Consider the following 20,512-nt stretch of genomic DNA (forward strand, 5'->3'; position numbering starts at 1 on the left):
GGACCGGGCCGGGCGGATACGGCCGCGCACAAGAGGCGCGCACGGGCACACAAGAGCCGGGTACGGCCGCACACGGAAGAGCGGCCCGTCCGTCAGGAACGGGCCGCTCTCGGTGTACCGCGGAGGGTCAGACCTTCAGCGTGCGGATCGCGGTCGGGGCGTGGCCCGGCTCGGTCGCGACCTCCTCGAACTCCACCACGTTCGAGATGTCGTTGGTGCCCGACATCGAGATGTTGGTGACGCGCTCCAGGATCGCCTCGACGACGACCGGCACCCGGTGCTCGGCGGCCAGCTTCTTGGCCTGCTCCAGGGCCGCGCCCAGCTCGTTCGGGTCGGTCACCCGGATCGCCTTGCAGCCGAGGCCCTCGGCGACCTTGACGTGGTCGACGCCGTAGACGCCCAGCTCGGGCGAGTTGATGTTCTCGAACTCCAGGTTGACCTGGAAGTCGATCTCGAACGCCCGCTGCGCCTGGCGGATCAGGCCCAGGTAGGAGTTGTTGACCAGGACGTGCACGTAGGGGATCTTGTGCTGCGCGCCGACGGCCAGTTCCTCGATCATGAACTGGAAGTCGTAGTCACCGGAGAGCGCCACGACCTGGGCGTCCGGGTCGGCCTTGGCGACACCGAGCGCGGCCGGGACGGTCCAGCCGAGCGGGCCGGCCTGGCCGCAGTTGATCCAGTGCCGCGGGCGGTAGACGTGCAGCATCTGGGCGCCGGCGATCTGGGAGAGGCCGATGGTGGAGACGTACCGGGTCTCCGGGCCGAAGGCCTTGTTCATCTCCTCGTAGACGCGCTGCGGCTTGATCGGGATGTCGTCGAAGTGCGTGCGGCGCTGGAGGGTCGCCCTGCGCTCCTGCGCGGAAGCGGCCCAGTCGGAGCGGTCGGGCAGCCTGCCGGCCGCCTTCAGCTCCTTGGCGACCTCGACGAACAGCTCCAGGGCGGCCTTCGCGTCGGAGGCGATGCCGTAGTCCGGGGCGAAGATCTTGCCGATCTGGGTGGGCTCGACGTCGACGTGGACGAACTTCCGCCCGGCCGTGTAGACGTCGATCTTGCCGGTGTGGCGGTTGGCCCAGCGGTTGCCGATGCCGAGGACGAAGTCCGACTCCAGGAACGTCGCGTTGCCGAAGCGGTGCGAGGTCTGCAGGCCGACCATGCCGGCGTTCAGCTCGTGGTCGTCGGGCAGCAGGCCCCAGCCCATCAGGGTCGGCACGACCGGGGTGCCGGTCAGCTCGGCGAACTCGACCAGGAGGTCGGCCGCGTCGGCGTTGATGACACCGCCGCCGGCCACGATCAGCGGGCGCTCGGCGGCGTTGAGCATGCCGATCGCCTTCTCGACCTGGGCGCGGCTGGCGGCCGGCTTGTAGACCGGCAGCGGCTCGTAGGTCTCCGGGTCGAACTCGATCTCGGTCAGCTGGACGTCGATCGGCAGGTCGATCAGGACCGGGCCGGGGCGGCCGGAGCGCATCAGGTGGAACGCCTGCTGGAAGACGCCCGGGACCTGCGCGGCCTCCAGGACGGTGACGGCCATCTTGGTCACCGGCTTGGCGATGGAGGCGATGTCGACCGCCTGGAAGTCCTCCTTGTGGATCACCGCGGTCGGCGCCTGGCCGGTGATGCACAGGATCGGGATGGAGTCGCCGATCGCCGAGTAGAGGCCGGTGATCATGTCGGTGCCGGCCGGGCCCGAGGTGCCGATGCAGACGCCGATGTTGCCGGGGTGGGTGCGGGTGTAGCCCTCGGCCATGTGCGAGGCGCCCTCGACGTGGCGGGCGAGGGTGTGCTGGACGCCGCCGGACGCCTTGAGCGCCGCGTAGAAGGGGTTGATCGCCGCGCCCGGCACACCGAACGCGTCGGTGACGCCCTCGCGCTTGAGAATCTCAACTGCCGCTCGGGCAGCGGTCATACGAGCCATCGAGTACTCCTGCTCCGGCTGTCGGATTCGCACTCCCGTCGCGCCCCGCGGTGAGCTTCTTCCGTAGCAACTTCCGTATAGCGAAATTTGTTTTCTACGATCTGGAAGTAATGTAAGTGGGCAGCCGAGGGCAGTCAAGAGAGGACGATGGGGTCATGTCCGAGACCATCTCGGTGTGCTGCACCGCCTGCGGGCGCCGGCACCGCTACACGGCGCCCTCGTATCCCTGCGCGTGCGGGAAGCCGGTCGCGCCCGCGCTCGATCCGCGGGGGACCGCGACCGTGGTCACCCACCGGGCGTGGGACGAGGAATGGGTCGGGGTGCGCTGCGCGGCCTGCGGGGAGCGCGGCCGGTGGCCGCGGCCGGAGCTGGGGTGCCCGTGCGGCGCGGTGCTGTGCGTGCCGGTGGACGAGGCGGCGCCGGGACGGTCCGGGCGGGACCCCGGGTCACGGGTGCCGGCCCACCGGGCGGTGCCGATCCGCACCGCGCGCGACGCGGTCACCGCGGCGGTGCTGTATCTGCGCGGGCTGGGGCACCGGGACGTCCGCCGTGCCGACCAGCGGCCGCTGTCGGGCATCGGGCTGGCCGCGGCGGGCCTCGTCGTGCAGGTGGACCCGACGGCGGGCCCGGCGACGGCGCGGGACGTGGAGTGCCTGTGGCTGACGGGCATGGCGGAGTCGGCGCGGTGCGTCCACTTCTCCCTGGCCGGTTACGCCCGGGACGCCCGGGACCGCGCCGACCTGCTCGGGGTGGCGCTGTTCGTGCTGGACCCGACGGGAGTACCGCGCCCGGCCAACGCGCCGGCCGTGACGCTGGACGCCACGGCCGACTGAGGGGCGCTGCCGGGGGCGCTACCCCCGCTCGGCCCCCGCCCCGTAGCGCTCCCGCAGTTCCACCTTGCGCACCTTCCCCGACACGGTCATCGGGAAGGAGTCGAGGAGCTGGAGGCGGCTGGGCACCTTGTAGTGGGCCAGCTGTCCGTCGCAGTAGGAGCGCAGGTCCTCCAGGGTGAGCGGGTCGGCGGGGTCGCGCGGGACGACGCAGGCGAGGACCTCCTCGCCGTAGCGCTCGTGCGGGACGCCGACCACCTGGACGTCGGCGATCTTCGGGTGGCCGTACAGGAACTCCTCGACCTCGCGCGGGTAGATGTTCTCGCCGCCCCGGATGATCATGTCCTTGATGCGGCCGACGATCTCCACGTACCCGTCCTCGCGCATGACCGCGAGGTCGCCGGTGTGCATCCAGCGGCCGGCGTCGATGGCCTCGGCGGTCTTCTCCGGCTCCTCCCAGTAGCCGAGCATCACGCTGTATCCCCGGGTGCGCAGTTCGCCGGCGTCGCCGCGCGGCACGGCCACCCCGGTCACCGGGTCGACGACCTTCACCTCGATGTGCGGCAGGACCCGGCCGACGGTGCCGGTGCGGTGTTCGAGGTCGTCGTCCATGCGGGTCTGGAGGGAGACCGGGGAGGTCTCGGTCATGCCGTAGCAGATGGAGACCTGCTCCATGTGCATCTCGGCGACCACCCGTTTCATCACCTCCACCGGGCAGGGCGAGCCGGCCATGATGCCGGTGCGCAGGGAGGTGAGGTCGTAGGAGGCGAACTTTGGGAGGTTCAGCTCCGCGATGAACATCGTGGGGACGCCGTACAGGGACGTGCACCTCTCCCGCTGCACCGCCTCCAGCGTCGCCGCCGGCTCGAAGGACGGGGCCGGGATGACGATGCAGGCGGCGTGGGAGGTGGCGCCCAAGTTGCCCATGACCATGCCGAAGCAGTGGTAGAAGGGCACCGGCAGACACACCCGGTCCTGCTCCGTGTAGCCGACCGTGCGGCCCACCCAGTAGCCGTTGTTGAGGATGTTGTGGTGGGAGAGCGTGGCGCCCTTGGGGAAGCCGGTGGTGCCGGAGGTGTACTGGATGTTGACCGGGTCGTCGCAGCTCAGCCCGGCGGCGATCTCGTCGACCCGTTCCCGCGGGACCCGCTCGGCGCCCTCGGTGAGCGCGTCCCAGGACGGGTCGCCGATGTAGACGGTCTCGCGCAGCGCGGGGCACCGGCCGCGGACCTGCTCCACGATCGCCCGGTAGTCGCTGCCCTTGTGGGCGAGGGAGGCGACGAGGACGGTGATGCCCGCCTGTCGGAGGACGTACTCCAGCTCGTGCGCCCGGTAGGCCGGGTTGACGTTCACCATGACCGCGCCGATGCGGGCGGTGGCGTACTGGACGAGGACCCACTCGGGGCAGTTGACCGCCCAGATCCCGACCCGGTCGCCGGGGGTGACGCCCTTCGCGAGCAGGCCGCGTGCCACGACGTCGACGTCGGCGCCGAACTCGGCGTAGGTCCAGCGGCGTCCGGAGGGCACGTCGACCAGGGCCTCGCGGTCCGGGTGGGCGGCGATCGCCCGGCCGAGGTTGGCGCCGACGGTGTCGCCGAGGAGCGGGGTGGTGCTGGTGCCGTGGGCGTAGGACGGCGACGGGGGCGGGGTCGGGGTCACCGGAAGTCCTCCTCGCGGTACTCGTTCGCGGAACCGGCCGCCGTGGCCTCGCGCAGCTCGATGCGGCGGATCTTGCCGGAGACGGTCTTGGGCAGCTCGCCGAACTCCAGCCGCCGCAGCCGCTTGTAGGGGGCGAGGACGTCGCGGGAGTGCTCGAACAGCACCTTCGCGGTGTCCGGTCCCGGCTCCCAGCCCGCCGCGAGCACGACGTACGCCTTCGGCACCGCGAGGCGCAGGGCGTCCGGGGCGGGCACGACCGCCGCCTCGGCGACCGCCTCGTGCTCCAGCAGGGCGCTCTCCAGCTCGAACGGGGAGATCTTGTAGTCGGAGGCCTTGAAGACGTCGTCGCTGCGTCCGACGTAGGTCAGGTATCCGTCGGCGTCGCGGGAGCCGATGTCGCCGGTGCGGTAGTAGCCGCCGGCCATCGCCTCCGCCGTGCGGTCGGGGTCGCCGTGGTAGCCGGTCATCAGGCCGACCGGGTGCGCGGACAGGTCCAGGGCGATCTCGCCTTCGTCGGCGCCGGGAGCGCCGGTGACCGGGTCGAGGAGTGCGACGCGGTAGCCGGGGCTGGGGCGGCCCATCGAGCCCGTCTTCAGCACCTGTCCGGGGCTGTTGGAGACCTGCACGGCGGTCTCGGTCTGGCCGAAGCCGTCCCGGACCGTCACGCCCCAGGCCTCGCGGACCTGCTCGATCACCTCGGGGTTGAGCGGCTCGCCGGCGGCGACGACCTCGCGCGGGCGCCGGGCGAGCTGGGTCAGGTCGGCCTGGATGAGCATGCGCCACACGGTGGGCGGGGCGCAGAAGGTGGTCACCCCGGCCCGGTCCATCTCGGCCATCAGGCGGGCCGCGTCGAACCGCGTGTAGTTGTACAGGAAGACGGTCGCCTCGGCGTTCCACGGTGCGAACAGGTTCGACCAGGCGTGCTTGGCCCAGCCGGGCGAGGAGATGTTCAGGTGGACGTCGCCGGGCCGCAGCCCGATCCAGTACATGGTCGCCAGGTGCCCGACCGGGTACGAGACGTGGGTGTGCTCGACCAGCTTGGGGCGGGCGGTGGTGCCGGAGGTGAAGTACAGCATCAGCGGGTCGTCGGCGGCGGTCGGGCCGTCCGGGGTGAAGGCCGCCTCTTCGGTGTACGCGTCCTCGTAGGGCTGCCAGCCGGGTGCCGCGCCGCCCACCGCGATACGCGTGTAGTCGCCGGGTACATCGTCGAACTTCCCGGTGTCCTCGGCACGGACGATCACGTGCCGCACCCGGCCGCGGTCGACGCGGTCGCGCAGGTCGGCGGGGCCGAGCAGCGGCGTGGCCGGGATGACGACGGCGCGGAGCTTCATCGCGGCGAGGGCGGTCTCCCAGAGTTCGGTCTGGTTACCGAGCATGACGAGGATGCGGTCCTCGGGACGCACGCCCCACGCGCGCAGCCGGTTGGCCACCCGGTCGGAGCGGGCGGACATCTCGGCGAAGGAGACCCGGGACTCGGTGCCGTCCTCCTCGACGATGTGCAGGGCGGTGCGCTCGTTGCCGTCCGCGATGACGTCGAACCAGTCCAGCGCCCAGTTGAAGTTCCGGGGGCGGGGCCAGGTGAAGCCCTCGTAGGCGGCGGTGTAGTCCTCGCGGTGCTCCAGCAGGAAGTCCCGTGCGCTGCGGAACAGCTCCGTGGCCGTCGTCATCTGTCCTCCTTCGTGCCGGACCTTGCCGGGCGGCTCTCTGCCATCGTGTAATCCGTGATGCAGGTCTCACTACCCCCGAACGGGGGTGTGCGCCCCGGGACGGGCGCGAGGGAGGACGGATCGGGTGGCGGTGGACACGGCCGACGGAGTGGAGATCCGCGGTGCGCTGGTGCGGCTGCGGCGGGCGACGGGGCTGCCGGTCGCCTTCGGCGGGCTGGTGGAGGCGGGCCGGCGGCAGGTGCGGATCAGCGAGCTGAGCGGCACCGCGACGGCCGCGCTCAGCGCCCTCGCGGTCACCTCGGGCAACGGGCTGGGCGGCAGGGCGGTGGCGCTGTCGCGGCCCTGCGCGGTGACGGACTACTCCGTCTCCGCGCAGATCAGCCACGAGTACGACCGCCCCGTCGCCGCCGAGGGGCTGCGCTCCGTGGTGGCGGTCCCGGTGGTCGTACGGCGCCGGGTGCGCGGTGTGCTGTACGGCGCGCTGCGCACGGCCCAGCCCCTGGGCGACCGGACGCTCGGCGCGGCGGTGGCGGCGGCCCGGGACGTGGAGCAGGCCCTGGTGCTGCGGGAGGAGACCGAGGAGCTGCTGGCCGCGGCCCGGCCGCCCGCGCCCGGCCCGGCGGACGCGGCGGCCCGGGAACGGGTGCGGGAGGCGCACGCCGCTTTGCGGGCGCTGGCGCCGCGGATCGCGGAGCCCGAGCTGCGCGAGGAACTGCTGCGGGCCTGCGGCCTGCTGGCGGCCGGGGGCGAACCCGAGCCGGGGCCCCGGCCCGCACCGCGCGAGGTCGACGTCCTGGCCTGCGTGGCCGCGGGCGCGACCAACGGCGAGGCCGCACAACGCCTCGGGCTGGGCGCGGAGACCGTGAAGAGCTATCTGCGCTCGGCGATGCGCAAGCTGGGCGCGGGCACCCGTACGGAGGCGGTCGCCCGGGCCCGCCGTGCGGGGTGGCTGCCGTAGGGCGGAGGCCCGCGCCGGGATTTTCCCCGGCTCTTTGATTTCCGGGCCCGCCGGTTTGTTATTTGCCTCACCTCCTCGTCCCTCCTTCATTCAATGCGCCGTTGCCTAACATTGGCCCGGACACGACACTCGGAGGGAGCGGTCACCGTGCCACGGGACTTCGCGGAGTCTGCCGGATGCCGCTCCGACCTGGTCATCGGGCGGGAGGAGTCGTTCGGCGCGGCACGTGAGCAGCTGGCCCGGGGCGGCAGCGTGTTGCTGCACGGGCCCGCCGGAATTGGAAAGTCGACCGTCCTGCGGACGCTGGCCGCGGAATACGGCCGCACCGCGCACACCGTGTTGCGCTGCTCCGCCACCGAGTCCGAATCGCATCTCCCCTTCCTTGCCCTCGCCGATCTCCTCGGTCTGGTCCTGGACGACGTGTCCCGGACGCTGCCCGCAGCGCAGCGCACCGCGCTGGAGTCGGCGCTCACCGGCCGCGGCGAGTCCACCCTCCAGCGCGACGGTCTGGCCCTGCGGCTTGCCGTGCTCTCCGCCCTGCGCGCCCTCGCCGCCGCGGGCCCCGTGCTGGTGGTCGCGGACGACCTCCAGTGGCTGGATCCGGCCAGCGCGGAACTCCTCGGCTTCGCTGCCCGGCGCCTGGGCGAGACGCCGGTGCGGATGCTGTGCGCGGTGCGCACCGAGGGGCCCGAGACGGAGGACGCCGAGTACGACCGCCATCTGCGCGCCTCACCGCCGGACACCCGGGCGGTGCGCCTCGGTCCGCTGACCCGTGCCCAGGTCGCGACGCTGCTCGACGACCGCGGCTACGCGGGCCTGCACCGGGCCACGGTCCGCGACATCCACCGCACCAGCGGCGGCAACCCGCTGTTCGCCCTGGAGCTGGGCCGGGCCCTGGCCGAGAGCCCCGCGGCCGGCCGGCCCGGCGAGCCGCTGCCGGTGCCGACCTCGCTGCGCGCGCTGGTCCTGTCCCGGCTGGAGATGCTGTCGGACGAGGCCCGCCGCACCCTCCTGGTGGCCAGCGCCGGCGCCCGGCCGACACCGGCCCTGCTGCGGGCGGCCGGCCGGGAGCACGCCGAGGCCGAGACGGCTCAGGCGGCGGCCCTGGGGCTGCTGGCGACCGACCCGGAGGGGCCGACCGTACGGTTCGCGCACCCGCTGATCTCGGCCGCGCTCTACGCGGAGGCGCCGGCGCCCGAACGGCGGGCCGCGCACGCCGCGCTGTCCACCGCCGCCTCGGACCCGATCGAACGCGCCCGGCACCTCGCCCTCGCCGCCACCGGCACCGATCCGGAGGTCGCGGCGCGGCTGGCCGAGGCCGCCTCGCTGGCCCGGGACCGCGGGGCGCCGTCGGTGGCCGCCTCCATGGGCCTGCTCGCCGCCCGGCACACCCCGGCGGACAGCGTGCCGGGACCGGACGAGCGCCGGCTGGCGGCCGCGGAGGACGCGATCACCGCGGGCGAGCAGGATCTGGCCCGGGACGTCGCCCGCGAGGTGCTGACCCGGGCGACCGCGCCCGGGGACCGGGTCCGCGCCTGGATGGTGGTGATCGAGGCCGCCGGCCAGGCCATCGGCGAGGTCGACGCCGTGTTCCCCCAGGCCCTGGCCGACGCGGGCGACGACCCGCGGCTGCTGGCCCAGGTGCACTACCAGCTCGCCTGGCGCTCCCTGGTGGTGCAGGGCGACTTCGCCCAGGGCCGGGAGGAGGCCGCGCACGCGGCGCGGCTGGCGGAACGGGCGGCCGACCGGCGCACCGAGCTGCTGGCGCTGGCGTTCCAGGCGCAGTGCGAGACGCTGATGGGCCACCCGGACGCCCCGGCGACCATCGGACGCGCACTGGCCGAGCCGCAGGACCCGCGGGTGGCGTGCCACCACAACGGGGCCGGCTCGTCCCGGTTCCGGTGGCTGGTGATGAGCGACCGGCTGGCCGAGGCGCGGAGCACGGTGACCGCGCTGCTGCGCGAGGTGCGCCGGCGGGGCATGGCCGAGAGCGAGGTCCACTACCTGCGCTTCCTGGCCGAGACCGAGCTGCACTCCGGGCACTGCGGCCGGGCCCTCGAACTGTCCCGGGAGAGCCTGACGCTGGCCCGCGACGCGGGTATCGGCGAGGGCGCCGGCGCGATGCAGGCGGCGCTCGCCGAGGCCGCGGGCGGCGATCCGGACCGCGCCCTGGAGCTGGCGCGGGAGGCGGTGCGGCGGGCGGAGGAGGACGGCGACGCCGTGTACCTGTCGCGGGCGCTGGCCGCGCTCGGTCACGCGAGCCTGGTGGCGGGCGACGCGGGCGCGGCGGTGCGGGCGCTGCGCCGGGTGCGCGAGCTGGAGGCGGGCGCGGGCATCACCGACCCGGCGCGCGGCCGGTGGCAGGGGGATCTGGCGGAGGCGCTGGTGCGGACCGGCGAGCCGGCCGAGGCGATGGACGTGATCGAGGTCAGCCGCGCGCACGCGCTGCGCCTCGGCCGCGGCAGCGTCCTCGCCGTGCTGGACCGGGCCGAGGCCCTGGTGCGCGCGGGGCGCGGCGAACACCGGGCCGCCGCCGCCCGGTTGACGTCGGCCAGGGAGCGGCTGGCGGGACTGGGGTACGGCCTGGAGGAGGCGCGGGCGGCCTTCGCGCTGGCCGAACTGCACGCCGAACGGCCGGCCCGTACCCCCGCGGCGGCCTACGACGAGGCGACGCGGCTGTTCCGGCGGTGCCGGGCGCTGCCGTGGCTGCGGCGGGTGGAGGCGGCCGCGGCGGCCCGGTCGGCCGAGCCGTCCCCGGCGCCGCCCACCGCCGCGCCGGACGGACTCGCGCAGCTCGCCGCGATGGAGCGCCAAGTGGCCGCGCTGGTGATGGAGGGCGCGACCAACCGGGAGATCGCCGCCCGGCTGTTCGTCAGCGTCAAGACCGTCGAGGCGACGCTGACCCGGGTGTACCGCAAGCTCGGGATCCGGTCCCGGGTCGACCTCGTCCGGCTGGCGGCGGGCGGGCGAACGGACTGAGAACGGCGGGGGTTTGCCGTGCGCGCACCGAGGGTTATCCCTGCCCGCCCGGCCTAGGGGGTTCCCTCATTGGGGTGCCCCGACGGCCGGTTCTAGCGTGAACACGTGCCGCTCGCCCGGGCATACGGGGGTCTGTCCCGAGACCCCCGTGCAACCCCCCACGCCCGTGCGACCCCCCACCGGCAACCCCTTGAGGAGACTCATGTCCGGGATCAACCGCGCCAGATCGGCGGCAGCCGCGCTGGCCACCGCGGGCGCCGCCGCCGCGCTGCTCGCCGCCCCCTCCGCCGTCGCCGCTCCGCAGCCGATCGTCGGCGGCACCACCACGACGACGGCCGCCTACCCGTACGTCATGCAGGTCACCGACGCCTCCCAGAACCAGTTCTGCGGCGGCACCCTGGTCTCGCCCACCAAGGTCGTCACCGCCGCGCACTGCATGGCCGGCGAGAGCGCCCGCAGCGTCCGTGTGGTCGGCGGACGCACCTACCTCAACGGCTCGAACGGCACGGTCGCCCGGGTCAGCCGGATCTGGGTGCACCCGGACTACACCGACGCCACCAACGGCGACGACGTGGCGGTGCTGACCCTGGCCTCGTCGATGCCGTACAAGCCGGTGAAGTACGTCTCCTCCTCGGACACCTCGGTCTACGCGGCCGGCAACGAGGCCCGGGTGCTCGGCTGGGGCACCACCCGGGAGAACGGCAGCTCCTCCAACCAGCTGCGGACCGCGACGGTGCCGGTCGTGTCGGACGCGGACTGCGGCGGCTCCTACGGCTCCGACTACGTCGCGAGCGACATGGTGTGCGCCGGGCTGCCGTCCGGCGGCGTGGACACCTGCCAGGGCGACAGCGGCGGACCCCTGGTCATCGGGGGCGTCCTGGCAGGGATCACCTCCTGGGGCGAGGGCTGCGCCCGGGCCGGTTACCCGGGGGTCTACTCCCGGCTGACCACGTTCTCGGACCAGGTGACCGCGCAGGTCACCTCGTAGCCCCGCCCCGGCAGGTCTCCTGATCTCCTGAGTACCCCTCAGGTGCAAGCCAGGGGGCGTTGCGAGCCTCCACGAGCGGCCCGCAACGCCCCCTCTCCAACGTGTCAGCCGCGTACCGTCCCGAAGCGGACGCCGTACGCGGCCTCCGGGTGCAGCACGGCCAGCATCCGCTCCCCCTCGGCCGCGATCCGGGCCCGGTCGTCCTTGGTGAGGCGGCCGAAGGGCTCGACGACGAGGGTGTCGTCCTCGGTCTTCCACAGTCCGGCCGCGAAGCCGTCGACGAGCAGCACGCGGTGGGCCTGGTTCCCCGTCCAGGTGCGGCCCTTGTGGGCGGGCGGGACGACGCGGGCGCGGTCGGCGTGGGAGAGCAGCAGGTTGTCGAACTCGGGCAGGAAGCGCGGCGGGGCCGGGGTGTCCGGGTCCGGGCGCGGCGCGTCCGGGAGGTCGAACAGCTCGGTGCCGTCCGGGGCGCGGAAGGTGACCAGGCGGGGGCGGAGCCGTTCGAAGACCTCCCGCAGCCGGGTCAGCCCCGCCCAGGTCTGCATGTCCTTCACGGAGGCGGGTCCGAAGGCGCCGAGGTAGCGCAGGACCGTGCCGTCCGGTGCGGGCGCGGGCCGTGCTGGGCGGGCCAGCCAGTGCTCGGCGGTGGTGAGCCTGACCTGGCCGCTCCGCTCCCACAGGCCGCGCGGGGTGACCTGCACGAGAGGGAGGCGGCAGCGGGCGGCGACGGCCAGGGACTGCGGGTCGGCGTGCGGCCACTCGGTGAGCAGGGCCTCGCGCAACTGGCCCATGGTGCGGGGCTCTTCCTCCACCAGCTCGCGGGCGAGGACGGCGAGCCGGTCCAGGTCGACGCCCGCGAGGCCCTTGCGGAAGGCGTGCAGTTCCCGGTCACGGGCGGCCTGCACCAGGGGGCGCAGGGTGAGGCAGTCGTCGGCGGTGTGGGTGTGGATGGTGGAGCGCAGGGTGACGAGGCGGGCGACCCGTCGTCCGGCCATCGCCTCCGACAGGTCCCGCGGCGTGAATCCGTCGAGGCGGGCGGCGAGGGCGTGGTACGGGGGTTTGACGTTCTGGGCCTGGAGTCCGACGAGGTGCGCGACGGCGGCCTCGGCGGGCATCTCCGCGCGGCCGAGCAGCAACTGCCGGGCGAGGGTGGCGCGGTTGAGGGCGCGGATGCCGAGGACGGGGGCGTCCGGGCCTGCCTTGGTCGTCATGGGTGCACGGTAGCGGCGTCCGCGGCGGGGGCGTCCGCGATCCGCCGGCCCGCTCAGTGCGCGGCGCGGGCCAGTTCCACCACGAAGCGGGCGCCGGCCAGCAGGGACAGGTGGGAGACCCACAGCCACACCAGGAAGACCACCACCCCGGCCAGCGAGCCGTACAGGCGGCCGTAGGTGCCGATGCCGGAGGCGTAGAGGGAGAAGGCGGCGGAGGAGACCAGCCACAGCAGGGCGGCGAGGGCGCCGCCGGGTACCGCCTGCCGGGTGCGGCGGGCCGGGGCGGGGCCGGTCCGGAACAGGACGAGGACCAGCAGCGCGACCAGGCTCAACAGCAGCGGCCAGCGCAGCAGCGACCAGGCGGCGGTCGCGGTGGTGCCGATGCCGGCCAGCCGGCCCAGCGTCCGGGCGAGGGGTCCGGTCAGCAGCAGGACCAGGGCGCTGGCGACGAGCAGTCCGAGCAGGCCCAGCGCGGTGAGGACGATGCGGTGCAGCCGGTGCCACAGCGGGCGCCGGTCGGGCAGGCCGTGCATCTCGTGCAGGGCGCGCCGGAAGACCGCCAGGTAGCTGGAGGCGGACCAGAGCGCGCCGAGGCCGCCGGCCACGGCCACGGTCAGCGCGGCGGACCGCCCGCCCGCCATCTCGTGCAGGGTGCGGTGCAGTTCGGGGCCGGACTGGGCGGGCGCCCAGGAGGTCACGTCGTCGATCAGCCGGTCCGTCAGGTCGGGTGCGACCAGGCCGATGACGGAGGCGGTGACGACGAGCGCGGGCACCAGGGCGAGGACGGCGTAGTAGGTGAGGGCCGCCGCCCAGTCGGAGTCGTTGTCGTCCCACATGGCGCGCGGCACGCGGCGCAGCGCGCCGGCCCACGGCACGGAGCGGTCGCGGAGCCGGGTCAGGCGGGTCTCCAGGTACGCCGTCACGGTGGTCATCGGGTACGCCGTTCGCGACGGGAGCGTGCGCCCAGGCGGACTTCGGTGCGCAAGGGGTGCGGCGCCAGGGAGGCGCGGGCCTCGTCGAGGGGGCCGTGGGTGAGCCGCCGCAGGACCGGGCCGGGGGCGGCGCCGGGTTCCAACAGGAGGCGTACGCGGGCCCGTGAGCGCTTCGGTCCTGCGGGCAGCCGCACGTGGGCGCGGGCGACGCCGGGGGTGGCCTCGGCGCGCCGGGCGACCGCGTCGGCCAGCGCCCGGGAGCGCAGGGTGAGGGGCGGCCCGGCCAGCGGCAGCCGGCGGTCGCCGCCGCGGCGCGGCTGGGCGAGGAGCCAGGTCAGGCACAGCAGCAGCGCGGCGGCCGTGCCGGCGACGACCGCGGGGGTCCACCAGTCCTCGGCGCGCCAGTCGGCAAGGCGGGCGCGGTCCAGCAGCGCGGTGCCGTCCTCGGGGCGCGGCCACCAGGTGGGCAGCCGGTCGGCGGTTCCACTCCCGCCGAGCGCGAGCCAACCGCCGCCGGCCAGCAGGGCCGCCCCGGTCAGCGCGAGCAGCGTCCGGTTGACGGCGTTGCGCAACGGGTTCACGAATGGGTCTCCTTCGGGGGCGGCGGCGGCTCGGGGGCGGGTCCCGGCGCGGCGGGGTCCGCGGGTTCGGCGACGGAAGCGGGCCGACCACCACCGGCTCGCGGCGGCCCGCCGTCAGGGGTTCGCGGGCCGGGCGGGGCACTGTCACCGGGTAGGGGCCCGGGCGCGGTGCCGTCGGCGCTTCGGGTGCCGTGACCGGGCGCCGGCGGGCCCTCACCGGGCGGGGCTCCGGGCGCCTGGAGCGCACCCGGCGCGCGCCAGTGGGGCTCCGGGCGCAGGCCGGCGCGGGACGTGAGGGGCCGGGCCAGGCCGAGGGTGTCGAGGGTGGTGGCGGTGGCGGCGCGGACGGCGCCGTGGGTCGCGGCGCGGTCGCCGAAGCCGAGGCGGGCCCGGACCCGGACGCGCCGCCTGCCGCAGCGCACCCGCACGTCCGTCACCCCGGGCACGGCGGTGACGGCGTCCCGGACGAGTTCGGCCACCGCCCGCCGCTCCAGGACCGCGCGCTGCGGTCCGCTCCCGGGTACCGGCGCCATCGGCAGCACCCCGCGCAGGCCCGGGGTGAGCGCCAGCCACAGCAGCCAGGCACCGAGGACGGCGGCGACGGCTCCGCCCGCGACGACCGGGGTGTCCCCGGGGCCGTGGGACGCCGACCAGTCGATCACCCGCGTGCGCCAGCCGGCCGGGCCGCGGCCGGCGAGGTGCACGGCGAGGACGTCGTACAGCAGGAGCGCGCACCCGGCCGCCGCCGCCAGGGCCGTCAGCGCGGCCGGGAACCGCCGGGAGGACCACGGCCGCCGGGCCCCGCGGACGGTGCCGGCCGGGTCGTCCGGGGGTGCCGGCGGGGCCGCCCGGTCGGCGGCCAGCGCCTGGACGCGGACCGTCGCCGTACGCACCGTCAGGCCGCTCAGCTCGGCGACCCGGTCGGCCATCCGGCCGCGCACCCGCTCCCCCGTCTCGCCGAGCGCCGCCGGATACGGCAGCAGCACGTCGACGCGGACGTCGGCGCGGCCCCCCTGCACGGTCGCGGTGCCGTCCGTCACCCGGGCGCGCCGCCCGCCGAGGTCGGCCTCGGCGGCGGCGCGTTCGGCGATCCGGCGGACGGCGCGGTCGGCGACGACGGTCCTGCCGCGCTCGGCCGGCGCCGCCGTCACCTGGTCCTCCGGTCGCGGGGAGCCAGGAAGTCACGCCAGTCCGTGCCGTCGTCCAGCAGCCGCCCCACCACGGCACCGACCGCGCCCAGGGCGGCCACCAGCAGGAACGCCCCGAATCCGCCGAAGAACCCGGCGAAGGCCAGCGCCATGCCCACCAGCATGCCGATCATCGCTCTACTCATCACGCACCTCCGCCTCGCACCTGCTCATGCTCCAGAAACGGGTCCTCACTCCACGCGTGCCTCCACCGGGCGCTCCGGGTCCTCGTCGTCGGGCAGGTGGACGTCGTTGACCGTGATGTTGACCTCGACGACCTCGAGCCCCGAGATGCGCTCGACGGCGTCGATCACGTTCTCCCGGACGTCGCGGGCGAGGTCCGCGATGGGGACGCCGTACTCCACGACCAGGTCGAGGTCGATGGCGGTCTGGCGCTCGCCGACCTCGACCTTCACGCCGCGGCCCACGTTCGGCCGCCCGCCGGGCACGCGGTCGCGGACGGCGCCGATGGTGCGGGACAGGCCGCCGCCCATGGCGTACACGCCGGGGATCTCGCGCGCCGCCATGCCCGCGATCTTGACGACCACGACGTCGGCGATGGACGTGCGGCCCCGCGTGCCGGCCGGTTCGGTGGCGCCGGTGGAGCCGCCGCTCACGGTGGTCGCGCCGCTCTGCGCGCCGATGCCGCTGCCGCCGGTCTTCTTCTCGAGGGGAGCCGTCTGCGGTGTCGTCGTCATGGTGTCCTCCGTCAACGGTGGTCGTTTGGTGCTTCTGGAGGTTGGACCCCGGGCGCGGCGCGGCGTTACGCGGTCGGGCGGGGATTTTTTTCCGGCGCCCTCTCTCGTGCTCGCGTAACGGCGGGTGCGGTCGGTGTGTCCAACGGGGGAACCCGCCCACGGGAGCCGTGGGGAACGACGGAAGGGAGCGCACGTGCCGGGCGACGACGGACTGCTCGCGGTACGGGCCGCCGAGGGCGACGAGGACGCCTTCGAGACGCTCGTGCGCCGGCACGCGCCGGGGCTGCTGCGGCTGGCGGCGAGCGTGCTGGGCAGTCCCGCCGAGGCGGAGGACGCCGTGCAGGACGCGTTCGTCAGCGCCTGGCGCAGGCTGCCGGAGTTCCGCGGGCAGTCGGCGTTCGGCACCTGGATGCACCGCATCGTGGTCAACCGGTGCCTGAACATGCTGCGTTCCAGACGCCCCGTCACGGACCTGGACAGCGTGCCCGAGCCCGAGGCCCCGGACCACGCGGTCTCCCCCGCGCGGGCCGCCGAGTCGCACGCGGCCGCGGTGGCGCTGGGCAGGTCGCTGTCCGAGCTCTCCCCCGAGCAGCGGGTGTGCTGGGTGCTCAGAGAGCTGGAGGGCCAGTCGTACGAGACGATCGCGGAGACGGTCGGGATCAGCCCCGAGGCTGCCCGCGGCCGGGTGTTCCGCGCACGACGCTGCCTGACGGAGGCGATGACCGCATGGCGATGAACACCGGCGCTGAGCTGCCCGGGCCCGGCACCGGGCCGGGCGGCGCGCACGACGGCGACGACGAACGGCTGGGCTGCGGGCGGCTGCTGTCCGCGGTGTGGGACGCCCGGGAGGACGGCGCGGACGACCTCCACCTGCGGGACTGCCCGCACTGCTCGGCCGCGGTCCGGCAACTGGACCTGCTCGGCGACGCGGTGCGCGCGGCGGGCGGCGGGCGGGAGCCCTCGTGGGACGCCGGGGCGCTGACCGAGCGGGTCATGGACGTCGTACGGCTGGAGCTGCGGCCCGGGCCGCCGCTGCCCCTCGGGGAGCGGGAGGAGGACCTGTGGGTGCGGGAGGCGATGGCCGCCAGGGCGCTGCGGGCCGCCGCGGAGACCGTGCCGGGCGTGCGCGCGGGCTCGTGCCGGATCCGTCCCGCCGAGTCCGGCGCGGGGCCCTCGCGCGGCCCGGTCCGGGTGCGGCTGGAGGTCGTCGTACCGCTGACGGCGGGGCTGCGTGATCTCGCGGAGGAGGTGCGGCGGCGGGTGCGCGGGGCGGCGGACGAGGCCCTGGGACTGCCGGTGGACCATGTGGACGTGCACATCACCGACGTGACGGACCCGGCCGGCGCGGAGCCCGGCCGGGCCGGCGCGGAAGAAGGGACCCGACCGTGACCGCTGCCGCCACCGGCCGTGACGAACTCGCCGGCACCGTCGCCCGGGTGACCGAGGAGGTGCCCGGCGTCGCCTTCCTGCGCCCGGGACTCGCGGACCTGGTCCGCGGCTCCGCCCGCACCGGACCGCCGCGCGCGGCCGGGCGGGCGCCCGCGGGAGTCCGGGTGACCCGGGGCTCCGCGGCGGGGCCGTGGGAGGTCGACGTGCAGATCGTGGTCCGCCGCGGCCACCGCGCCCTGACCGTGGCCCGCGCGGTCCGCGACGCCGTGACCGCCGCCGTGGCGGGGACCGCGCCGGGCGCGCAGGTCACGGTGACCGTGGCCAACGCGCTGTGAACGGACGGCCGCCGGCCCGCCGTCACACCGGGCCGTCACGCTCTGCGGCGCCGGCGTGCGCGAGGCGTCCGGGCCGGTCGCCGGAGGCCGGCGGCCCGGCCGCCGGGGAAGGTTCGGGCAGGGCGAGGCGGTAGACCCGCTCCACCGCGTCGGCGACCCGCGCCCACGTGTGGTGCCGCAGGACCCGTTCGCGGGCGTTCCGGCCGTACTGGCGGCGCAGCCGTTCCTCGGCGAGGAGCGCGCGCACGGCGTCCGCGAGTGCGCCCGGGTCCCCGGGGGCGACCAGGCGGCCGGTGGTGCCGTCGGCCACGCAGTCGCGGTGCGCGCCGGCGTCGGTGGCGAGGACGGGCACCGCGCACGCCATCGCCTCCAGCGGCACGAAGCCGAACGGCTCGTGGAGCGCGGTGCACAGGACCAGGTCGGCGCTGCGCAGGAGGGCGGGCATGTCGTCCGGGGCGACCGCGCCCAGCAGGCGGACGCGGTCGGCGACACCGGCGCGGCGGGCCAGCGCGGTCAGGTGCCGCGCCCCGGGGTCGTCCGCGACGGCGCCGGCCGGCGGGCCGCCCGCGACGAGGAGTTCGGCGTCCGGGACCTCGGCGAGGGCGCGGACGGCCTGGTCGTACCCCGTGCCGGGGGTCGGCGGGCCGCAGGCGAGGAGGCGGTGGCGGTGGCGTCGCTCGGGGGTGCGGCCGGTGTCGGCGGCGGGGTGGAAGTGCTCGGCGTCCACGCCGCAGGGGACCACCGACACCCGGCGGGCGGGTACGCCCAGGGTGACGAGGGCGTCGGCCTCGTCGGTGCTGGTGGCCAGGACGTGTCGGCAGGTCCGGGCGAGCCGGCGTTCGGCGGCGGCGCGTTCGGGGCGGCCGGGGTCCGTCGCCGGGTGGTCCCCGCCCGCCCGGCGGCGCTCTTCGGCGGCCAGGGTGTGGAAGGTCTGCACGAGCGGTGTGCCGTACGGCCGTACGGCGACCTGCGCGGCCGTCCCGGACGGCCAGAAGTGGGCGTGCACCACGTCGGGCCGCTCCCGCGCCCAGGCCCGGGCCAGGTGGGCGCCGAAGGCCACGGTGTGCGCCGCGAGCGCGTCCGCCGGGAGCCTGACGGGCGGCCCGGCCGGCACGTGCTCGACGACTGCGCCGCCGGGCAGGACGACACGGTCGGGCAGGCCGGGGTCGTCGCGGCGGGTGTGCACGGTGACGTCGTGGCCGCGTGCGGCGAGCTGCTCCGCGAGGCGGGCCACGTAGACGTTCGGCCCGCCGGCGTCACGGCCGAGGACATCGAGGGGACTCGCGTGCGCGGACACCAGGGCGATCCTCATCGGACCACCTCCTTGCGGGGCGGGCCCAGAAGCCGGCCGTCGGATCCGGTGGTGGTCGGGGTCATGGGGCCGGCTCCCGCCAGGGCGGGGCGTTGCGGTGGTGCCACAGGCCGCTGAGCCGGTGCCAGGTCGCCGTTGGCGGGATGAGCGCGCTGGTGACGAGCATCGTCGTGACCTCGTGGCGGGTGCGGGGACCCGGCGCGATGCGCGACCACGCGAACTCGGCGGTGCCCGCGGCCCAGCCGAGGCCGGTGACCGCGGCCGCGTGGCGGCGTCCGGCGGCGGCGAGGGCGACGGCCGCCGCGCCGGCCGCGGTGATCGTCGCGTGGCGCCGGATCCGGCCCCGGGGCGCCACCGCCTTGGCACACCAGTCGGGGCCGTGCAGCCGCCGCATCAGGGCGTCGTCGGCGTGGGCCCGCTGCTGCCCCAGGGACACCCAGCGGGCGGCCGGCGGCACGGGGTGGCGGGTGGTGCGGCGGCCCCGCCGGATCCGCCACCCGGCGTCCAGGACGCGCAGGGCGAGGTCGGCGTCCTCGCGGAAGGCGCGGGTGAAGCGCTCGTCGAAGCCGCCGACCTCGCGGAGCACGTCGGTGCGGTAGGCCATGTCGGCGTTGGTCCAGCGGGCCCGGGCGAGCCCCGCGGTGTCGCGCTCCCAGTCGGTGGGGCGGCGCCCGCCGGGCAGCGGGACGGCGATCACGCCCTGCACGGCACCGGTGTCGGGGGCCGCCTCGGCGAGGTCCCGGGCCAGCCCGCCGCACCAGTGCGGGCCGACCTGGACATCGTCGTCGAGGAACGCGGTCCACGGCGCCGTGACCACGCGGAGGCCGGCGTTGCGGGCGGCGGCGGGGCCGCGTCCGCCGCTGCGCAGGACCACCGTGCGTCCGCGCAGGTCGCCGAGGACGGTGAGCGGGTGCTCCAGCGCGCCGGGATCCGCGGCGGGCCCGGGGCGGTCGTCGACCAGGACGATCTGCTCCGGCCCCGGGCCGGTGGCGGCGGCCAGCGCGGCCAGGCAGTCGGCCAGCGTGTCGCGTACGAGGGTGGGGACGACGACGGCGTACGCCGTCCCGGCGGCCCCGCGTCCGTCTTCCGCGCTCATGCGGCCGCCCTCCCCCGGCGCGCGGGGGTGCCGGGGCTCTGCCGCGGGTCGCGCGGATCGTGGACGCGGGCGTCGGTGCCGAGGTTGCGCATGAGGGGTGCTCCGGGCGGCGAGGTGTCGCGGGGGTCCGTCTCGGCTTCGCGGGTGCCGCGGGGCGGCGGCCCCAAACGCGCGGGGAACCATTCCGTTTCCGGACAAGTACGCATAGGTGACCGAGAGTGAGGATCAACCGGGAAGTTTCCACCGATGTGACGTACCCGGACGGACCCGCCGCGTCCGGGGCTCCGCGTTCCCTACGATCGTCGCGTGGTCACCTTCTCGCTGGAACGCACCGCGCCACTCCCCCTCGACGAGGCGTGGCGCCGCCTCACCACCTGGCCCCGCCACGGGGACGCCGTGCCGCTGACCCGGGTCACCGTCGAGACGCCGGGGCCCACCCGCCCGGGCACGGTGATCGTGGCGCGCAGCGGCGCCGGGCCGCTGGCCTTCGACGACCGGATGGAGGTCACCGTCTGGGAGCCGCCCGGCGAGGAGACACCGGGCCGGTGCCGGCTGGAGAAGCGGGGCCGGCTGGTGCGGGGCTGGGCGGAGATCGAGGTGCGCCCGGGTCCCGGCGGCCGGACCCGGGTCCTGTGGCGCGAGGAACTGGACGTCCGGCTCCTGCCGTCGGCCTTCGACCGGGCGCTCGGCGGCTCGGGGCGCTACGTCTTCGGACGCGCCGTCAACCACCTGCTGCGCCGGCCGTGAACCGGGGGTGGCGGACGGGGTACGGGCCGGC

19 protein-coding genes are annotated in these 20,512 nt (G+C 75.7%); 8 read left to right on the forward strand and 11 right to left on the reverse strand.

Translation table 11 applies throughout. The features are described from left to right. Window positions 1-127 precede the first annotated feature (127 nt). Window positions 128-1,912: a glyoxylate carboligase gene (gene gcl / locus IE108_RS15730; RefSeq protein WP_064730488.1), complete on the reverse strand. Its 1,785-nt coding sequence runs from the start codon at window positions 1,910-1,912 to the stop codon at window positions 128-130. Window positions 1,913-2,067: 155 nt separating this feature from the next. On the opposite strand from gcl, the gene IE108_RS15735 reads away from it, so the two are divergent. Then, window positions 2,068-2,745 carry a hypothetical protein gene (locus IE108_RS15735; protein WP_064730487.1) on the forward strand — a complete coding sequence of 226 codons (678 nt, stop codon included), beginning with the start codon at window positions 2,068-2,070 and terminating at the stop codon, window positions 2,743-2,745. An 18-nt stretch (window positions 2,746-2,763) separates the two neighbouring features. Here the strand turns inward: IE108_RS15735 and IE108_RS15740 are convergent, their stop codons facing one another. Together IE108_RS15740 and IE108_RS15745 are read right to left on the reverse strand one after the other, a co-directional pair. Further along, window positions 2,764-4,401, reverse strand: a complete 1,638-nt coding sequence (locus IE108_RS15740; RefSeq protein ID WP_064730486.1) for an AMP-binding protein — start codon at window positions 4,399-4,401, stop codon at window positions 2,764-2,766. Then, window positions 4,398-6,068, reverse strand: coding sequence for an AMP-binding protein (locus tag IE108_RS15745; RefSeq protein ID WP_064730485.1), 1,671 nt, complete (start codon window positions 6,066-6,068; stop codon window positions 4,398-4,400). The genes IE108_RS15740 and IE108_RS15745 overlap by 4 nt, the downstream gene beginning before the upstream one ends. Window positions 6,069-6,192: 124 nt before the next feature. On the opposite strand from IE108_RS15745, the gene IE108_RS15750 reads away from it, so the two are divergent. The 3 genes from IE108_RS15750 (at window position 6,193) to IE108_RS15760 (ending at window position 10,993) form a co-directional block, all read left to right on the forward strand. Beyond that, window positions 6,193-7,026 (forward strand): helix-turn-helix domain-containing protein, encoded by an 834-nt coding sequence (locus tag IE108_RS15750; RefSeq protein WP_107420314.1) that lies wholly within the window; start codon window positions 6,193-6,195, stop codon window positions 7,024-7,026. Between the two features lie 93 nt (window positions 7,027-7,119). After that, window positions 7,120-10,005, forward strand: coding sequence for an ATP-binding protein (locus tag IE108_RS15755; protein WP_064730484.1), 2,886 nt, complete (start codon window positions 7,120-7,122; stop codon window positions 10,003-10,005). A gap of 202 nt (window positions 10,006-10,207) precedes the next feature. Further along, a complete protein-coding gene (locus IE108_RS15760) occupies window positions 10,208-10,993 on the forward strand; it encodes a S1 family peptidase (RefSeq protein WP_064730483.1) in 786 nt (261 codons plus the stop codon). A 104-nt stretch (window positions 10,994-11,097) separates the two neighbouring features. On the opposite strand, the gene IE108_RS15765 is transcribed toward IE108_RS15760, so the two are convergent. From IE108_RS15765 to IE108_RS15790, 6 genes are read right to left on the reverse strand one after another with little or no spacing between them, the layout of a single operon-like run. Further along, a complete protein-coding gene (locus IE108_RS15765; protein ID WP_064730482.1) occupies window positions 11,098-12,204 on the reverse strand; it encodes a winged helix DNA-binding domain-containing protein in 1,107 nt (368 codons plus the stop codon). 53 nt (window positions 12,205-12,257) lie between these two features. Next, window positions 12,258-13,136 carry a YihY/virulence factor BrkB family protein gene (locus IE108_RS15770; protein WP_064730481.1) on the reverse strand — a complete coding sequence of 293 codons (879 nt, stop codon included), beginning with the start codon at window positions 13,134-13,136 and terminating at the stop codon, window positions 12,258-12,260. Then, on the reverse strand, window positions 13,133-13,717 hold the full coding sequence (locus IE108_RS15775; protein ID WP_064730480.1) for a hypothetical protein: 585 nt from the start codon (window positions 13,715-13,717) through the stop codon (window positions 13,133-13,135). The genes IE108_RS15770 and IE108_RS15775 overlap by 4 nt, the downstream gene beginning before the upstream one ends. Then, window positions 13,714-14,868, reverse strand: coding sequence for a DUF6286 domain-containing protein (locus tag IE108_RS15780; protein ID WP_064730479.1), 1,155 nt, complete (start codon window positions 14,866-14,868; stop codon window positions 13,714-13,716). The genes IE108_RS15775 and IE108_RS15780 overlap by 4 nt, the downstream gene beginning before the upstream one ends. Continuing rightward, window positions 14,865-15,050 carry a hypothetical protein gene (locus IE108_RS15785; RefSeq protein ID WP_079163712.1) on the reverse strand — a complete coding sequence of 62 codons (186 nt, stop codon included), beginning with the start codon at window positions 15,048-15,050 and terminating at the stop codon, window positions 14,865-14,867. The genes IE108_RS15780 and IE108_RS15785 overlap by 4 nt, the downstream gene beginning before the upstream one ends. Before the next feature lie 45 nt (window positions 15,051-15,095). After that, window positions 15,096-15,602 carry an Asp23/Gls24 family envelope stress response protein gene (locus IE108_RS15790; RefSeq protein WP_064730478.1) on the reverse strand — a complete coding sequence of 169 codons (507 nt, stop codon included), beginning with the start codon at window positions 15,600-15,602 and terminating at the stop codon, window positions 15,096-15,098. A gap of 193 nt (window positions 15,603-15,795) precedes the next feature. Here IE108_RS15790 and IE108_RS15795 point away from each other — a divergent pair, with 193 nt between their 5' ends. The 3 genes from IE108_RS15795 to IE108_RS15805 are packed head-to-tail and all read left to right on the forward strand — an operon-like array spanning window position 15,796 to window position 17,326. Beyond that, window positions 15,796-16,338, forward strand: a complete 543-nt coding sequence (locus IE108_RS15795) for an RNA polymerase sigma factor (protein WP_064730477.1) — start codon at window positions 15,796-15,798, stop codon at window positions 16,336-16,338. Then, window positions 16,329-16,991 (forward strand): Asp23/Gls24 family envelope stress response protein, encoded by a 663-nt coding sequence (locus IE108_RS15800; protein ID WP_064730476.1) that lies wholly within the window; start codon window positions 16,329-16,331, stop codon window positions 16,989-16,991. The genes IE108_RS15795 and IE108_RS15800 overlap by 10 nt, the downstream gene beginning before the upstream one ends. Next, window positions 16,988-17,326 (forward strand): hypothetical protein, encoded by a 339-nt coding sequence (locus tag IE108_RS15805; protein ID WP_064730475.1) that lies wholly within the window; start codon window positions 16,988-16,990, stop codon window positions 17,324-17,326. The genes IE108_RS15800 and IE108_RS15805 overlap by 4 nt, the downstream gene beginning before the upstream one ends. 22 nt (window positions 17,327-17,348) lie before the next feature. On the opposite strand, the gene IE108_RS15810 is transcribed toward IE108_RS15805, so the two are convergent. Then, window positions 17,349-18,638, reverse strand: a complete 1,290-nt coding sequence (locus tag IE108_RS15810) for a glycosyltransferase (protein WP_079163711.1) — start codon at window positions 18,636-18,638, stop codon at window positions 17,349-17,351. Between the two features lie 61 nt (window positions 18,639-18,699). Beyond that, entirely contained in the window at window positions 18,700-19,734 is a 1,035-nt protein-coding gene (locus tag IE108_RS15815) for a glycosyltransferase (protein WP_064730474.1), read from the reverse strand. Window positions 19,735-20,040: 306 nt separating this feature from the next. Here IE108_RS15815 and IE108_RS15820 point away from each other — a divergent pair, with 306 nt between their 5' ends. After that, entirely contained in the window at window positions 20,041-20,481 is a 441-nt protein-coding gene (locus IE108_RS15820; RefSeq protein ID WP_064730473.1) for an SRPBCC family protein, read from the forward strand. The last annotated feature ends 31 nt before the right edge of the window (window positions 20,482-20,512 follow it).

It is taken from the genome of Streptomyces parvulus, from assembly GCF_014648855.1.
Lineage (GTDB): Bacteria > Actinomycetota > Actinomycetes > Streptomycetales > Streptomycetaceae > Streptomyces > Streptomyces parvulus.

Coding starts and splice junctions, on each gene's coding strand:
- gcl (WP_064730488.1), bottom strand. CDS start 1,912: ATGGCTCGTATGACCGCTGCCCGAGCGGCAGTTGAGATTCTCAAGCGC.
- IE108_RS15790 (WP_064730478.1), bottom strand. CDS start 15,602: ATGACGACGACACCGCAGACGGCTCCCCTCGAGAAGAAGACCGGCGGC.
- IE108_RS15735 (WP_064730487.1), top strand. CDS start 2,068: ATGTCCGAGACCATCTCGGTGTGCTGCACCGCCTGCGGGCGCCGGCAC.
- IE108_RS15745 (WP_064730485.1), bottom strand. CDS start 6,068: ATGACGACGGCCACGGAGCTGTTCCGCAGCGCACGGGACTTCCTGCTG.
- IE108_RS15810 (WP_079163711.1), bottom strand. CDS start 18,638: ATGAGGATCGCCCTGGTGTCCGCGCACGCGAGTCCCCTCGATGTCCTC.
- IE108_RS15765 (WP_064730482.1), bottom strand. CDS start 12,204: ATGACGACCAAGGCAGGCCCGGACGCCCCCGTCCTCGGCATCCGCGCC.
- IE108_RS15770 (WP_064730481.1), bottom strand. CDS start 13,136: ATGACCACCGTGACGGCGTACCTGGAGACCCGCCTGACCCGGCTCCGC.
- IE108_RS15755 (WP_064730484.1), top strand. CDS start 7,120: ATGCGCCGTTGCCTAACATTGGCCCGGACACGACACTCGGAGGGAGCG.
- IE108_RS15815 (WP_064730474.1), bottom strand. CDS start 19,734: ATGAGCGCGGAAGACGGACGCGGGGCCGCCGGGACGGCGTACGCCGTC.
- IE108_RS15785 (WP_079163712.1), bottom strand. CDS start 15,050: ATGAGTAGAGCGATGATCGGCATGCTGGTGGGCATGGCGCTGGCCTTC.
- IE108_RS15800 (WP_064730476.1), top strand. CDS start 16,329: ATGGCGATGAACACCGGCGCTGAGCTGCCCGGGCCCGGCACCGGGCCG.
- IE108_RS15760 (WP_064730483.1), top strand. CDS start 10,208: ATGTCCGGGATCAACCGCGCCAGATCGGCGGCAGCCGCGCTGGCCACC.